Raw genomic sequence first — 14,279 nt, forward strand, 5'->3', positions numbered from 1 at the left:
CTCCTCGCTGCACGTCAGTCTTCGGTCATGGAGAACGCGCGCAATGAAACGAAGCGCGCGAGATGATGATCGACATCGCCGAGCGTCGTCTCGATGATCGAGAGCCGCTTGAACCAGTGTGCCGCCGGCAGTTCGTGGGTCACGCCCATGCCGCCGTGCAACTGCACCGCCTGCTGGCCGACGAAACGCGCGGCCTGCCCGATGCGCGCCTTCGCGGCGCTGATGGTCCGGGCGCGGCGCTCGGCATCGTCGTCTTGCAGATGCGCCGCCGCGAGGTAGGTGATGGAGCGCGCCTGTTCGATATGGATCAGCATGTCCACCATGCGATGCTGCAACGCCTGGAAGCGCCCGATCGGCATGCCGAACTGCTGACGCTCGCGGCTGTAGGCGACGGTGGCGAGATGCAGCGCATCGAGCGCGCCGAGCGCTTCGGCGCAGAGCAGGAAGCACGCGTGATCGGCGATCCGCTGCAGCGTTGCCGCGCCGGTGTCGCGCTTGCCGAGGCGCGTGGCGGGCGTCCGGTCGAAGACGAGAGTCGCGGCGCGCTGGCCGTCGATGGTCCGGTATTCGGTCACACGCACGTTCGCCGCGTCCTTCCCGACGATGAACAGCGCCACTTCGCCCTCCAGCCGCGCCGGCACGATCCAGTGATCGGCCTGCGCGCCGTGCTGCACCATCGACTTGGTGCCGGCGAGCGTGAACGCGTCGCCGTCTGCCGTGGCTTCCGTGCGCAGGTCGAAGAGGTCATAGCGCGCATGCGGCTCGCTGAACGCGACCGCCAGCTTGATCTCGCCGCGACCCGCGCGTTCGAGCAACGCCGCCGCTGCCGCATCGTCTTCGCGTGCGGCGAGTCGCAAGGCCTCGATGCCGACCGCCGTGGCCCAGTAAGGCTCGACCACTTGCGCACGTCCCAGCTCCTGCATGACCACGAGCATGTCCACAGGATTGCCATCGAAACCGCCCTGCGCTTCGGGCACCGGCAATGCGATCACACCCAGTTCGGCGAACGCGCGCCAGTGTCTGTCATCGACACCCGCCGCCGATGCCACGACCTTCTGACGCGCATCGAACGGATATTCGCGCTCGAGATAGCGGCGCAGCGCATCGCGGAATTGCTGCTGTTCGTCGCTGAAAGTGAAGTCCATGCGCCGCTCCTCAGAGTCCCAGGATCATCTGCGCGATGATGTTCTTTTGAATCTCGTTCGAACCGCCGTAGATCGACGTCTTGCGGAAGTTGAAGTAGTACGCGGCGAGCGGCGCGGCATCGTCGTCGCCGGTTTGGCTGTGGGTGCGTTCGCCTTCGAGAAACGCGGGATCGAAGGCCGCTGCCTGCGGGCCGATGGCCTCGACCATCAGTTCCGTCAGCGCCTGCTGCACTTCCGTGCCCTTGATCTTCAGCATCGACGCCTCGGGCCCCGGCCCCTGCCCGCCCGCCTCGCTCGCCACCACGCGCTGCACCGTCACTTCGAGCGCCATCAGCTCGATTTCGAGCGCGGCCACCTTGGCGGCGAACAACGGATCATGCAGCAGCGGCTTCCCGCCTTGGGTGCGATCGAGCGCCAGCCGCTTCAGGAACTGCAATTCACGTTTCGACTGTCCCACTCGCGCGATGCCCGTCCGCTCGTGACCGAGCAGATACTTCGCATAGGTCCAGCCGCGGTTTTCTTCGCCGACGCGGTTCGTCACCGGCACCTGCACGTCCTCGAAAAAGACCTCGTTGACTTCGTGATCTTCGTCGAGGGTGATGATCGGGCGCACCGTCACGCCCGGCGCCTTCATGTCGATCAGCAGGAACGAGATGCCTTCCTGCTTCTTCGCGTCGGGGTCGGTGCGCACGAGGCAGAACATCATGTCGGCGTGCTGGGCGAGCGTGGTCCAGGTCTTCTGGCCGTTGACGATGTAGTGATCGCCGCGCCGTTCCGCGCGCGTGCGCAGCGAAGCGAGGTCCGAGCCCGCGCCGGGTTCCGAATAGCCCTGGCACCACCAGTCGGTGCCGTCGAGAATGCGCGGCAGATAGTAAGACCGCTGCTCGACGCTCCCGAACTTCATCAGCACCGGCGCGACCATCGACACGCCGAACGGCAGCACCGAAGGCGCGCCCGCCCGGGCGCACTCTTCGTCCCAGATATGGCGCTGGGTCACGCTCCAGCCGGGGCCGCCATATTCCGTGGGCCACGCGACAGCCGACCAGCCGCGCGCACCAAGCAGCTTGTGCCAGCTGAGGTAGTCATCGCGCGTCAGGCGCTTGTGATGGAGGACTTTGTCGCGCAGCGTGCGCGGGAGGTTGGCGTTGAGCCAGGTGCGGATGTCGACGCGAAAGGCGTCGTCGGAAGGCGAGTAGCTGAGGTCCATGCGCGCTTGTCTCCGGTCCTGTGCAGAACCCGGCCGGAGTGGGCGCTTCCGCGCATCTCCGGTCCGCTGCAAAGTTCATGACCCGCATCCGGGCCATGATGGAGAACACCGCGCGCGATGCTTACTGCAGCGGCTCCTTCAGTGCGTCCGGAACAGGCAACGGCAATATGTCGATTCCTTCTTCGAGCAACGCGTGCGCATCTTCAGGCGTCGTGACGCCGCGAATGTTGCGCGCCGGCGCCTCGTTGTAATGAATGCGCCGCGCTTCCTCGGCAAACCGCTCGCCCACGTTCTCGGTCTTCGACATCAGCTCGCGCATGAACTGCAGCGCGCGGGCTTGTACGTCAGTTGCAACGGGCGCGTTTGCTGCCTTCTGCGTTGCCTCACTCCGCGCCGACGACAGATTCAGACGCGGCGCAGACGGCATACGGCTGACTTCGGTCGCCGAACACACCGGGCAGGCGACCAGCTTGCGCGCCAGTTGCGACTCGAACTCCTCCGTGGAGGCGAACCAGCCTTCAAACCGGTGATCGTGCGCGCACTTTAAATCGAGGACCTTCATGCTATTCGGGCTTCATGGAGTGTAGCTCAGTTCACGGACTTTATGAACGAACGTACTAAAACGCAGTGGAATCGAAAAATCATATCCGGATCGGGCCGGTCGTTCATTCTATCCGGTCGGCCAGCGCGCTGCCTTGCACGGCCGGAAACGACACAGGCGGCCTGCGGGCCGCCTGTGTCTGTTGAATGCGAGACTTAGTCCTGCGCCGGTTCTCGAGGCTGCCATGCACCCGAGCGGATCTTCTCAAGCCAGAACACGCCGATGATCGTCTTCACGTCGCTGATGCTGCCGTCCTTCACCCAGTTCATCAGCTGCGCTTCATCGGCGATGAAGGTTTCGAGGAACTCGCCTTCGTCGAGCCGGGCATCGCCCTCGACGAGACCGCGCGCCAGATAGATGTCGATGAACTCGGTCGAGTACGAAATCACCGGATGGATGCGCGTCAGGAAGGTCCACTCGCGCGCCGTATAACCCGTCTCTTCCTGAAGTTCGCGCTTGGCGCAGTTCAGCTCGCTTTCGTTCGGATCGAGCTTGCCTGCCGGGAACTCCAGCAGCACGCGTCCCACCGGATAACGAAACTGCCGTTCCAGCAGCACGCGACCGTCCTCGAAGACCGGCAGGATCATCACCGCGCCGGGATGCTCGACGAACTCGCGCGTCGCATGCTTGCCGTCGGGCAATTCGACGGTATCGCGCTTGAGCGTGAGGAACTTGCCTTCGTGGAGCGTGACGCTGTCGACCTTCTTCTCGACAAGGCCTTCATCGCCGGCGGGAAAGGAACGTTGATCTGCCATCTGGAAACCTGTGCGTTGGAAGCGAACAGGCCGCTAACGGCATGAAGCCGTCAGCGGCGTTTGACGAGGTACTGGTACGTGAAGCCCGGAAAAGCGAACACCACGAACAGACTGAAGGTGATGGCATAGAACTGCCATCCCTGATCGAAACGGTTGCCGGCGCGCGCTTCGAGCATGAAGCCGAGCGCGCCGACGACGAAGTAGAGAATCACAAGCTCGCCGATCCGGATCCACGCGCTCTTCTTCGCCGCCTTGTGCGCCGCCGCTGCGGGGAGCGGCAGCGGCACCACGGCGAAGAGGCGCTGATTCAGGAACGGCAGGTTGGCGCACACGAACGCCAACAACACGATGAACCAGCCCGCAGCCGACATTACAGCGACAGCGTATGCGAAATGGCCGTCAGGCAAGCCGACATCAGCGGACCCGGCACCAGGCCGAGCACCAGCACGGCGAGGCCGTTCAACGTCAGCAGCGAACGGTTGAGGCCGCCCGAGACGATGGGCGCGTGGTCTTGCGGTGCATCGAAGTACATCAGCTTCACGACGCGCAGGTAGTAGAACGCACCCACCAGGGACGTCAGCACGGCCAGCACGGCGAGCCAGGTCAGGCCGGCGTTCATCGTGGCTTCGAGCACGGCGAGCTTCGCATAGAAGCCGACCGTCGGCGGAATGCCTGCCAGCGAGAACATCATGATCATCATGACGAACGCGAAGACCGGGCTACGCTGGTTAAGACCCTTGAAGTCGTCGAGCATCTCGGCTTCGAAGTCGCGACGCGCCAGCAGCATGACCACGCCGAACGAACCGAGCGTCGTGATCAGATAGATGATGCTGTAGAACATCGCCGAGCTGTACGCGCCGGCTGCGCCCGTGAGCTTGCCGTCGACGACCCCCGACAGCAGGCCGAGCAGCACGAAGCCCATGTTCGAGATGGCCGAATACGCCAGCATCCGCTTGATGTTCTTCTGCACGATACCAGTGATGTTGCCCACGATCAGCGAGAGCGCCGCGAGGATCACCAGCATTTCCTGCCAGTCCACGGCGAGCGGCAGCAGCGCCATTACAAGGAAGCGCAAGCCCCACGCGAACGCCGCGACCTTCGGGCCGCCGCCGGTGAGCATGGTCATGGCCGTCGGCGCGCCCTGGTAGACGTCAGGCACCCACATGTGGAACGGCACCGCGCCCATCTTGAAGGCCACGCCTGCCACGATGAAGATCACGCCGAACAGCAGGACCGCGTCGTTGATATGACCCGACGCCACTGCCTTCAGCACTTCGTTCAGTTCGAGCGAACCGGTCGCGCCGTACAGCATCGAGATGCCGTAGAGCAGGAAGCCGGAAGCGAGCGCGCCGAGCACGTAGTACTTCATGGCCGACTCGTTCGACTGCGGCGCATCCTTGCGCAGCGCGATGACCGCATACAGCGACAGCGACATCAGTTCAAGGCCGAGATACAGCGTCAGGAAGTTGTTGCCCGAGATCATCACGCACTGGCCCAGCAGCGAAAACAGGCCGAGCAGGAAGAAGTCGCCGCGGAACAGGTCGCGATCTTCGAGGTACTTCTTCGAATAGATGATCGATACGGCGTAGCCCAGGCACACCACTGCTTTCATCGCGCTCGCGAACGGATCGACGATGTACATGCGCGTGAAGAAGTAATGCGGCGTCGGGTCAAGCGCCGTGAAGGCGAACCACACGCCGATCACGATCGTCGAGACGAGCGCGATCAGATACGTGGTGCCGCGGCTCTTCGGTCCGAAGATCGTATCGTTCAGCCAGGCCACGACGACCGCGGCCATCAGGAGCGCGTCGGGCCAGAGAATGCTCATAGGGGCGTTTTGCATGATCTATTAGTTCCTCCGCACGCCGTTACTGGGCCAGCGGCAGCTTGGACTGCGCGACGTGGGAGAGCAGGTTTGCCACCGACGCGTGCATCACGTCGGTGAAGGGCTTCGGATGCAGGCCCATGTAAAGCGTGAACACCGCGAGCACGGTCAGCATCAGGAATTCGCGCTTGTTGATGTCCTTGAGCTTGGCGACGTGGTCGTTCGCGACCGCGCCGAAATACACGCGCTTGTACATCCACAGCGTGTAGGCCGCGCCCAGGATCAGCGTGAAGGTGGCCAGGAAGGCGATCCAGAAGTTGTACTTCACCGCCGCCAGAATCACCATGAACTCGCCGACGAAACCCGAGGTGCCCGGCAGGCCGCAGTTGGCCATCGCGAACAGCATCACGAACGCCGCGAACTTCGGCATCGTGTTGACGACGCCGCCGTAATCCGCGATCTGGCGCGAGTGCACGCGGTCATACAGCACGCCGATGGACAGGAACATCGCGCCCGACACGAAGCCGTGCGAGATCATCTGGATGATCGCGCCTTCCACGCCGAGCTGGCTCGACGGACCGAACATGAAGAACCCGAGCGTGACGAAGCCCATGTGCGCGATCGACGAATACGCGACCAGCTTCTTCATGTCGGCCTGCACCATCGCGACCAGGCCGATGTAGATCACCGCGATCAGCGACAGCGTGATCACCACCGGCGCGAGGAAGTGGCTGGCATCCGGCGCGATCGGCAGCGAGAAGCGCAGGAAACCGTAGGCGCCCAGCTTCAGCATGATCGCCGCCAGCACGACCGAGCCGCCCGTCGGCGCTTCCACGTGGGCGTCCGGCAGCCAGGTGTGGACCGGGAACATCGGCACCTTCACGGCAAAAGCCAGGAAGAACGCGATGAACAACAGCACCTGTGGCGTCATGTCGAGCTTCACCGCGTGCCACGTGGCGAGGTCGAACGTGCCGGTCTTCGTGTACAGGTACAGCAGCGCGACCAGCATCAGCAGCGAACCGGCCAGCGTGTACAGGAAGAACTTGAACGCCGCATAGACGCGGTTCGGGCCGCCCCACACGCCGATGATGATGTACATCGGAATCAGCGTGGCCTCGAAGAACACGTAGAACAGCAGGCCGTCCGCCGTCGAGAACACGCCGATCATGATGCCCGAGAGAATCAGGAACGCGGCCATGTACTGCGACACGCGCTCGGTGATCACTTCCCAGCCGGCGATCACGACGATCACCGTGATGAGCGCCGTCAAGACGACGAACCACATCGAGATGCCGTCCACGCCCAGGTGATACGTGATGTTGAAACGTTCGATCCAGTTCGCCTGCTCGACGAACTGAAGCGCGGCGGTCGAATTGTCGAAGCCGGTGATGAGCGGGATCGTGACGATCAGCCCGAGCACCGCGCCGATCAGCGCCACCCAGCGCGCGGGCGCCGGGTTCTGGTCGTTGCCTACCGCGAGCACCAGCAGACCGAAGATGATCGGCAGCCAGATCGCGACACTGAGAATCGGAAAAGAGTGCATGGAGTCCCTCGCCTTATTTGCCGCCGAGCGTCACAAACAGGGTCAAGAGCCCCAACATGCCGATAATCATGGCGAACGCGTAGTGGTAGATGTAGCCGGATTGGAGGAAGCGGATCACGCCGGCGAACCAGCCCATGAACCGCGCGCTGCCGTTGACGATGCCGTCGATGACGACCACATCGCCCTCTTTCCACAGGCCGCGGCCCAGTGCCACCGCGCCCTTCGCGAACACGACCTCGTTGATCTTGTCGCAGTAATACTTGTTGTCGAGCAGCACGTAGATCGGACGGAACGTGCGCGCAACGACTGCCGGCAGGTCCGGGCGCTTCATGTAGAAGAACCACGCGACGATCACGCCCAGCGCCGCGAGCCACACCGGGCCCGGCGTCACGATGCCGTGAATCGCCATCGCGACCCAGCCGTGGAACTCTTCGGCCATTTCCTTCAGGCCTTCATGGTTCTCGCCGATGAAGATCACCTTGTCGAACACCACGCCGTGCGAGAAGAAGTCGCCGTAGATCATCGGGCCGATCATGATCGCGCCGATGATGATCGACGGGATCGCCAGCAGGATGAGCGGCAGCGTCACCACCCACGGGCTTTCGTGCGGGATGTGCGGACCGTGGCCATGGCCGTGATCGTCGTGGCCATGATCGTCATGACCATGCCCATGCGCCTCGGCCTGGCCCATCGGCGATTCGGGATGCTTCGGACCGCGGAAGCGCTCCGGACCATGGAACACCATGAAATACATGCGGAACGAGTACAGCGACGTGACGAACACGCTGGCCACCACCGCGAAGTACGCGAAGCCCGAGCCCGCCAGATGCGAGTACTTCACGGCTTCGATGATCGAATCCTTCGAGTAGAAGCCCGAGAAGAACGGCGTGCCGATCAGCGCCAGCGACCCGATCAGCGACGTGATCCACGTGACCGGCATGTACTTGGCGAGGCCGCCCATGTTGCGCATGTCCTGGTCGTGGTGCATGCCGATGATGACCGAACCCGCGCCGAGGAACAGCAGCGCCTTGAAGAACGCGTGCGTGCCGAGGTGGAACACCGCGACCGGATACGCCGAGACGCCCAGCGCGACCGTCATGTAGCCCAGCTGCGACAGCGTGGAATACGCGACCACGCGCTTGATGTCGTTCTGCACGACGCCGAGGAAGCCCATGAACAGCGCAGTGATCGCGCCGATGACCGTGACGAACGACAGCGCGGCGTCCGAATGCTCGAACAGCGGCGACATGCGCGTCACCATGAAGATGCCGGCCGTCACCATGGTTGCCGCGTGAATCAGCGCGGAGATCGGCGTCGGGCCTTCCATCGAATCCGGCAGCCACACGTGCAGCGGGAACTGCGCGGACTTGCCCATCGCGCCGATGAACAGGCAGATGCAGGCGACCGTCAGCAGGCCCCAGTGCGTGCCCGGGAAGGCCAGGGTGGCGAGCTTGTCGCTCTGCGCAAAGACCTCGCCGTAGTTGAGCGAACCCGAGAACGCGAGCAGCAGGCCGATGCCCAGCAGGAAGCCGAAGTCGCCCACGCGGTTCACGATGAACGCCTTCATGTTGGCGTAGATCGCGCTCTCACGCGTGAAGTAGAAGCCGATCAGCAGGTACGACACCAGGCCCACCGCTTCCCAGCCGAAGAACAGCTGCAGGAAGTTGTTGCTCATCACGAGCATCAGCATCGAGAACGTGAACAGCGAGATGTACGAGAAGAAGCGCTCGTAGCCCACTTCCTCGTCCGCCATGTAGCCGATCGTGTAGATGTGCACCATCAGCGAGACGAAGGTCACGATGACCATCATCATGGCCGTCAGCGAATCGACCAGGAAGCCGACTTCCATCTTCAATGGGCCGACGTTCATCCACTCGTAGATGGTGGCGTTGAAGCTCGCGCCGTGCATCACGTCGTTGAAGACGAGCACCGACAGAACGAGGGAAATGAAGACGCCGAGAATGGTCACACTGTGCGCGCCCTTGCGCCCCACCGCTTTCCCGAACAGCCCTGCGATCAGCGAGCCGGCAAGCGGCGCCAGCGGAACCGCGAGCAGGAGGTTTTCATTGAGTGTCGTGGACATAACAGCCTTGCCTGAAATTAACCTTTGAGCTGATCGAGGTCCTCGACGTTGATCGTGTCGAGGCTACGGAACAGGGTCACGAGAATCGCCAGGCCGATTGCAGCTTCGGCGGCGGCGACGGTCAGCACGAAGAACACGAAGATCTGGCCGTGCACGTCGCCGAGATAGTGCGAGAACGCGACGAAATTGGTGTTCACCGCGAGCAGCATCAGTTCGATCGCCATCAGGATGATGATGACGTTGCGGCGGTTCAGGAAGATGCCGACGATGCTGATCGCAAACAGGATCGCACCGAGCACGAGGTAATGGGCAAGACTCAACATTTTCTGGTTATCTCCTTCCGCTCAGCCCTTGTTGTCGACCGCGCCCGCGCCAATGTTGCCGGTCACCGCGGGTTCCGTGGCGGCATCGGGCGCCTCCGTTTCGGACTTCATCTTCACGATGCGCACGCGATCCTGCGCGCGCACCTTGACCTGCTGGCTGACGGTTTGCGTCTTCTTGTCCTTCTTGTCGCGGATCGTCAGCGAGATGGCCGCGATGATCGCGACCAGCAGCACGAGGCCCGCCACTTCGAAGGCGAAGATGTAGTCGGTGTAGATGACCTTGCCGATCAGCTGCGTGTTCGACATCACCGCGGCGCCCGACACGCCCGCGCCGGCGGATGCGTCGCGCAGCGGCGTGGTGGTCGCGCCGAAGCCGTGCCACAGGATCAGCGCGGTTTCCACCACGATGATCGCGCCGACGATGCTCGCGAGCGGCACGAAGCGCTTGAAGTCGCGGCGCAGGACATCGATGTTGATGTCGAGCATCATCACCACGAACAGGAACAGCACCATCACCGCGCCCACGTACACGAGCACCAGCAGGATCGCGAGGAATTCCGCCTGCAGCAGCATCCAGATCGCGGCCGCGTTGAAGAACGCGAGCACGAGGAACAGCGCGGACGACACCGGGTTGCGCGAGGTGATCACCTTCAGCGCGGAGACGACCAGCAGCAGCGCGAAGATATAGAACAGTACGGTTGTGAATTCCATGATTACCGGTTCATCGTTAGGCCATCATCAGGCATGGTGTGTCGGCGCCGGGACGGTCCGCCCCGCGCGCACGCCGCATGTGCCGAACAGCAACTGCGAGCCACTGCGTTTGCAACAAATTGATCAACGATACGGCGCGTCCGCCGCCTTCGACGCGGCAATCTCGTTCTCGTAACGGTCGCCGACCGCGAGCAGCATGTCCTTCGTGAAGTACAGGTCGCCGCGCTTCTCGCCGTGATACTCGAGGATGTGCGTCTCGACGATTGAATCGACCGGGCAGCTCTCTTCGCAGAAACCGCAGAAGATGCACTTGGTCAGGTCGATGTCATAGCGCGTCGTGCGGCGCGTATTGTCCGCGCGCGTTTCCGATTCGATCGTGATCGCCATGGCCGGGCAGACCGCTTCGCACAGCTTGCAGGCGATGCAGCGCTCTTCGCCGTTCTCATAACGGCGCAGCGCGTGCAGGCCGCGGAAACGCGGCGAGATCGGGGTCTTTTCTTCCGGGAACTGCACCGTGATCTTGCGCTGGAACGTGTAACGGCCCGTCAGCGCCAGACCCTTCAGCAGCTCGGTCAGGAAGAAGGTTTTGAAGAAGTTCTGAATTGCGTTCATGATGATTTGGTCCGCTCTTGTCCTGCGCTCTTTTGCTGGCTTCGTCCGACTACTTCCAGATGTTGAGCGGCGACATGATCCAGAAACCGACCACGACCACCCAGATCACCGACACCGGCAGGAACACCTTCCAACCCAGACGCATGATCTGGTCGTAGCGGTAACGCGGAAACGTCGCGCGCGCCCAGATGAACACCGACAGCAGCAGGAAAACCTTGAAGGCGAACCAGAATACGCCCGGAATGAACGACAGGAAGCCGAACGGCGCATCCCAGCCGCCGAGGAACAGCGTCGTCGCGATGGCCGAGATCACGATCATGTTGATGTACTCGGCCAGGAAGAACAGCGCGAACGCCATGCCGGAGTAATCGATCATGTGGCCCGCGACGATTTCCGATTCGCCTTCCACCACGTCGAAGGGGTGACGGTTCGTTTCAGCAATGCCCGAGATGAAGTACACGACGAACATCGGCAGGAGCGGCAGCCAGTTCCACGACAGGAAGTTGACGCCCCAGCCCGCGAACATGCCGCGCTGCTGCGAGTGCACGATGTCCGACATGTTCAGCGTGCCGGCCACCATCAGCACCACGACGAGCGCGAAGCCCATCGAGATTTCGTAGGACACCATCTGCGCCGCCGCGCGCATCGCGCCGAGGAACGCGTACTTCGAGTTCGACGCCCAGCCCGCCAGGATCACGCCGTACACGCCGATCGACGAGATCGCCATCACGTACAGCAGACCCGCGTTGATGTCGCCCAGCACCGCCTTCGCCTGGAACGGGATCACCGCCCATACCGCGAACGCAGGCACCACGGTCATGATCGGCGCGATCATGTAGATCCACTTGCTGGCGGCGGTCGGCTGAATCACTTCCTTCAGCAGAAGCTTCAGCACGTCCGCGATCGGCTGCAGCAGACCGGCGGGACCGACACGGTTCGGGCCAAGACGCACGTGCATCCAGCCGATGAGCTTGCGTTCCCAGAGAATCAGGTACGCCACGCACAGCAGGATGACCACCGAAACCACCAGGATGCGGACCACCGCCCACACCGTCGGCCATGCGACGCCGAGAAGCTGCGTGCCGCCTGCGTTGATCGTATCGAACAAGCCCATTTACGCCTTCTCCACTACCAGTTCACCGAACAGGCCGCCGAGCGCGGCGCCAGCCGTCGTGCCCGCCGACACGCGGACCACCGATTCCGCCAGGTTCGCATCGCGGACCGCGGGCAGCGTCACCGACAGGTTGCCCTGCTTGATGCGCACCGCTTCGCCGTCCTTGAGGCCGAGCTTGTCGAACAGCGCGGTCGGCAGGCCCGCGACGTTCGCGTCACGCGCAGCCGCCGTCAGATGCAGCGACGGGGCCCGGCGCACGAGTGCGTCGGCGTGATAGATCGGCACATCGGCGAGACGCTGCAGGCCGCTGCCGTTCAGCGCGACGTTCGACGCAGCACGCGTTGCCGCCACCGAGGTCTTGTTCGACAGACGCGCGGTCAGGTCGCCCGTACCCAGCGCCGCGACGCGCACTTCTTCCGCCGTATCGAATTCGAAGCCCGACAGGCCCAGGATCGTGCCCAGCACGCGCAGAACCTTCCAGCCCGGACGCGTGTCGCCCAGCGCGCGCACGACGCCGTTGAACGACTGGGCCGTACCTTCCGCGTTGACGAAGGTGCCCGAGGTTTCCGTGTGCGGCGCGACCGGCAGCAGCACGTCTGCGTAGTCCATGCCGTGCTTGAACGGCGACATCACGACAACCATTTCCGCAGCCTTCAGCGCGGCAATGGCCTGCGCCGGATTGGCCGTGTCGAATTCCGGCTCGGCGTGCAGCAGCACGTAGCCCTTGCGCGGCTGTTCGAACACTTCGCGGGCATTGAGACCGCCCTCGCCCGGCACCGCATCGACGAGATACGCGCCGACCGAGTTCGCGCCTTCCGTGAGGAAGCCGAGCGTGGCGCCGGTGTTGTCGGCGATCCACTGCGCAGCCGCCTGGATCTGTGCGAAGTCCGGATGCTGGACCGCCACGTTGCCCAGCAGCACGACGCGCTGTTCGCCCGCCGACAGCGATGCCGCCACGTCCTTCGCCGCCGCCGATACTTCACGGCCCGCGAACGCGTCCGGCAGTGCGACGCCGCGCGCTTCCGCCACGGCTGCCGCGATGCCCGCAAGTTGATCGAGCCACGCCGACGGCGCCGCGACCAGGCGATGCGCGGTCGGGATCAGCGAGTCGTCGTTGCTGGCGTTGAGGAAGGTGATCTTCGCGCCGCTCTTCGCGGCCTGACGCAGGCGCGCGGCGAACAGCGGATGATCGCGGCGCAGGAACGAGCCGATCACGAAAGCCGTGTCGATCAACGACAGATCGGCGATTTTCGTGCCGAGCCACGGTGCGCCGACGCCGACCGGCGCCGAGAAATCATGCTGACGCAGACGGAAGTCCACGTTCGGCGTACCGACGCCTTCAGCCAGCGCCTTCAGCAGGTGCAGTTCCTCGACCGTGCTGTGCGGCGTGGCCAGTGCGGCGATGGCGTTCGCGCCATGGTCCGCCTGGATGCCCTTCAGGCCCTTCGCCACGTATTCGAGCGCGGTCTGCCAGTCGGTTTCGATCCAGTTGCCGCCTTGCTTGAGCATCGGCGTGGTGAGACGTTCTTCGCTGTTCAGGCCTTCGTACGAGAAGCGGTCCTTGTCCGAGATCCAGCATTCGTTGATGGCTTCGTTTTCCATCGGCAGAACGCGCATCACGCGGTTGTTCTTCACCTGCACCACCAGGTTCGCGCCGACGGAATCATGCGGGCTCACCGACTTGCGGCGCGACAGTTCCCACGTCCGCGCGCTGTAGCGGAACGGCTTGCTCGTGAGCGCGCCGACCGGGCACAGGTCGATCATGTTGCCCGACAGTTCCGAGTCCACCGTCTTGCCGACGAAGGACGTGATTTCCGAATGCTCGCCGCGGCCCAGCATGCCGAGCTCCATCACGCCGGCCACTTCCTGGCCGAAGCGCACGCAGCGCGTGCAATGGATGCAGCGCGACATCTCTTCCATCGAGATGAGCGGACCGACGTTCTTGTGGAACACCACGCGCTTTTCTTCGCTGTAGCGCGACTGCGACTTGCCGTAACCGACGGCCAGATCCTGCAGCTGGCATTCGCCGCCCTGATCGCAGATCGGGCAGTCGAGCGGGTGGTTGATCAGCAGGAATTCCATCACCGACTGCTGGGCTTTCACGGCCTTGTCGGAGGTCGTGCGCACGACCATGCCGTTCGACACGGGCGTCGCGCAGGCCGGCACGGCCTTCGGCATCTTTTCGATCTCGACCAGGCACATACGGCAGTTCGCCGCGATCGAAAGCTTCTTGTGATAGCAGAAGTGAGGAATGTACGTGTCGACCTTGTGCGCAGCCTGGATCACCATGCTGCCTTCGGGCACCTCGACCGTCTTGCCGTCAATTTCTAGTTCAACCATGATGGGGAATGGTCCTCAAC

13 protein-coding genes are annotated in these 14,279 nt (G+C 63.3%); all 13 read right to left on the reverse strand.

Features of this window, described 5'->3' with window-relative positions; genetic code table 11:
• Positions 1-14 precede the first annotated feature (14 nt).
• Positions 15-1,145, reverse strand: coding sequence for an acyl-CoA dehydrogenase (locus QCE69_RS08640; RefSeq protein WP_309930320.1), 1,131 nt, complete (start codon positions 1,143-1,145; stop codon positions 15-17).
• Between the two features lie 10 nt (positions 1,146-1,155).
• Entirely contained in the window at positions 1,156-2,352 is a 1,197-nt protein-coding gene (locus QCE69_RS08645; protein ID WP_309930322.1) for an acyl-CoA dehydrogenase family protein, read from the reverse strand.
• 121 nt (positions 2,353-2,473) lie between these two features.
• A complete protein-coding gene (locus tag QCE69_RS08650) occupies positions 2,474-2,914 on the reverse strand; it encodes a DUF1178 family protein (RefSeq protein ID WP_309930324.1) in 441 nt (146 codons plus the stop codon).
• Positions 2,915-3,108: 194 nt separating this feature from the next.
• Entirely contained in the window at positions 3,109-3,708 is a 600-nt protein-coding gene (locus QCE69_RS08655; RefSeq protein ID WP_309930325.1) for an NUDIX hydrolase, read from the reverse strand.
• Between the two features lie 50 nt (positions 3,709-3,758).
• Positions 3,759-4,079 carry a DUF2818 family protein gene (locus QCE69_RS08660; RefSeq protein ID WP_309916879.1) on the reverse strand — a complete coding sequence of 107 codons (321 nt, stop codon included), beginning with the start codon at positions 4,077-4,079 and terminating at the stop codon, positions 3,759-3,761.
• The gene (nuoN, locus tag QCE69_RS08665) at positions 4,079-5,551 is read right to left on the reverse strand and encodes an NADH-quinone oxidoreductase subunit NuoN (RefSeq protein WP_309808701.1); all 1,473 of its coding nucleotides are present in this window, start codon (positions 5,549-5,551) and stop codon (positions 4,079-4,081) included. The genes QCE69_RS08660 and nuoN overlap by 1 nt, the downstream gene beginning before the upstream one ends.
• A 25-nt stretch (positions 5,552-5,576) precedes the next feature.
• Complete coding sequence (locus tag QCE69_RS08670) at positions 5,577-7,076, reverse strand: NADH-quinone oxidoreductase subunit M (protein WP_309808703.1); 1,500 nt, start codon at positions 7,074-7,076, stop codon at positions 5,577-5,579.
• Between the two features lie 13 nt (positions 7,077-7,089).
• Positions 7,090-9,159, reverse strand: a complete 2,070-nt coding sequence (nuoL, locus tag QCE69_RS08675; protein ID WP_309930326.1) for an NADH-quinone oxidoreductase subunit L — start codon at positions 9,157-9,159, stop codon at positions 7,090-7,092.
• A gap of 17 nt (positions 9,160-9,176) precedes the next feature.
• Positions 9,177-9,482, reverse strand: a complete 306-nt coding sequence (gene nuoK / locus QCE69_RS08680) for an NADH-quinone oxidoreductase subunit NuoK (protein WP_007588140.1) — start codon at positions 9,480-9,482, stop codon at positions 9,177-9,179.
• A gap of 21 nt (positions 9,483-9,503) precedes the next feature.
• Positions 9,504-10,193: an NADH-quinone oxidoreductase subunit J gene (locus QCE69_RS08685; RefSeq protein WP_309916885.1), complete on the reverse strand. Its 690-nt coding sequence runs from the start codon at positions 10,191-10,193 to the stop codon at positions 9,504-9,506.
• A gap of 123 nt (positions 10,194-10,316) precedes the next feature.
• On the reverse strand, positions 10,317-10,805 hold the full coding sequence (gene nuoI, locus QCE69_RS08690) for an NADH-quinone oxidoreductase subunit NuoI (RefSeq protein ID WP_016345650.1): 489 nt from the start codon (positions 10,803-10,805) through the stop codon (positions 10,317-10,319).
• A 49-nt stretch (positions 10,806-10,854) separates the two neighbouring features.
• Positions 10,855-11,919 (reverse strand): NADH-quinone oxidoreductase subunit NuoH, encoded by a 1,065-nt coding sequence (gene nuoH, locus QCE69_RS08695; protein WP_309808709.1) that lies wholly within the window; start codon positions 11,917-11,919, stop codon positions 10,855-10,857.
• On the reverse strand, positions 11,920-14,259 hold the full coding sequence (nuoG, locus tag QCE69_RS08700) for an NADH-quinone oxidoreductase subunit NuoG (RefSeq protein WP_309808711.1): 2,340 nt from the start codon (positions 14,257-14,259) through the stop codon (positions 11,920-11,922).
• Between the last annotated feature and the right edge of the window lie 20 nt (positions 14,260-14,279).

The sequence above is a fragment of the Caballeronia sp. LZ032 genome (assembly GCF_031451315.1).
Taxonomy (GTDB): Bacteria; Pseudomonadota; Gammaproteobacteria; order Burkholderiales; family Burkholderiaceae; genus Caballeronia.

What these genes read in the sequence shown, in the direction of transcription:
- QCE69_RS08660 (WP_309916879.1), bottom strand. Translation starts at nt 4,079, where the DNA reads ATGTCGGCTGCGGGCTGGTTCATCGTGTTGTTGGCGTTCGTGTGCGCC.
- QCE69_RS08650 (WP_309930324.1), bottom strand. Translation starts at nt 2,914, where the DNA reads ATGAAGGTCCTCGATTTAAAGTGCGCGCACGATCACCGGTTTGAAGGC.
- nuoI (WP_016345650.1), bottom strand. Translation starts at nt 10,805, where the DNA reads ATGAACGCAATTCAGAACTTCTTCAAAACCTTCTTCCTGACCGAGCTG.
- nuoH (WP_309808709.1), bottom strand. Translation starts at nt 11,919, where the DNA reads ATGGGCTTGTTCGATACGATCAACGCAGGCGGCACGCAGCTTCTCGGC.
- QCE69_RS08640 (WP_309930320.1), bottom strand. Translation starts at nt 1,145, where the DNA reads ATGGACTTCACTTTCAGCGACGAACAGCAGCAATTCCGCGATGCGCTG.
- nuoG (WP_309808711.1), bottom strand. Translation starts at nt 14,259, where the DNA reads ATGGTTGAACTAGAAATTGACGGCAAGACGGTCGAGGTGCCCGAAGGC.
- nuoK (WP_007588140.1), bottom strand. Translation starts at nt 9,482, where the DNA reads ATGTTGAGTCTTGCCCATTACCTCGTGCTCGGTGCGATCCTGTTTGCG.
- QCE69_RS08655 (WP_309930325.1), bottom strand. Translation starts at nt 3,708, where the DNA reads ATGGCAGATCAACGTTCCTTTCCCGCCGGCGATGAAGGCCTTGTCGAG.
- nuoL (WP_309930326.1), bottom strand. Translation starts at nt 9,159, where the DNA reads ATGTCCACGACACTCAATGAAAACCTCCTGCTCGCGGTTCCGCTGGCG.
- QCE69_RS08645 (WP_309930322.1), bottom strand. Translation starts at nt 2,352, where the DNA reads ATGGACCTCAGCTACTCGCCTTCCGACGACGCCTTTCGCGTCGACATC.
- QCE69_RS08685 (WP_309916885.1), bottom strand. Translation starts at nt 10,193, where the DNA reads ATGGAATTCACAACCGTACTGTTCTATATCTTCGCGCTGCTGCTGGTC.
- QCE69_RS08670 (WP_309808703.1), bottom strand. Translation starts at nt 7,076, where the DNA reads ATGCACTCTTTTCCGATTCTCAGTGTCGCGATCTGGCTGCCGATCATC.
- nuoN (WP_309808701.1), bottom strand. Translation starts at nt 5,551, where the DNA reads ATGCAAAACGCCCCTATGAGCATTCTCTGGCCCGACGCGCTCCTGATG.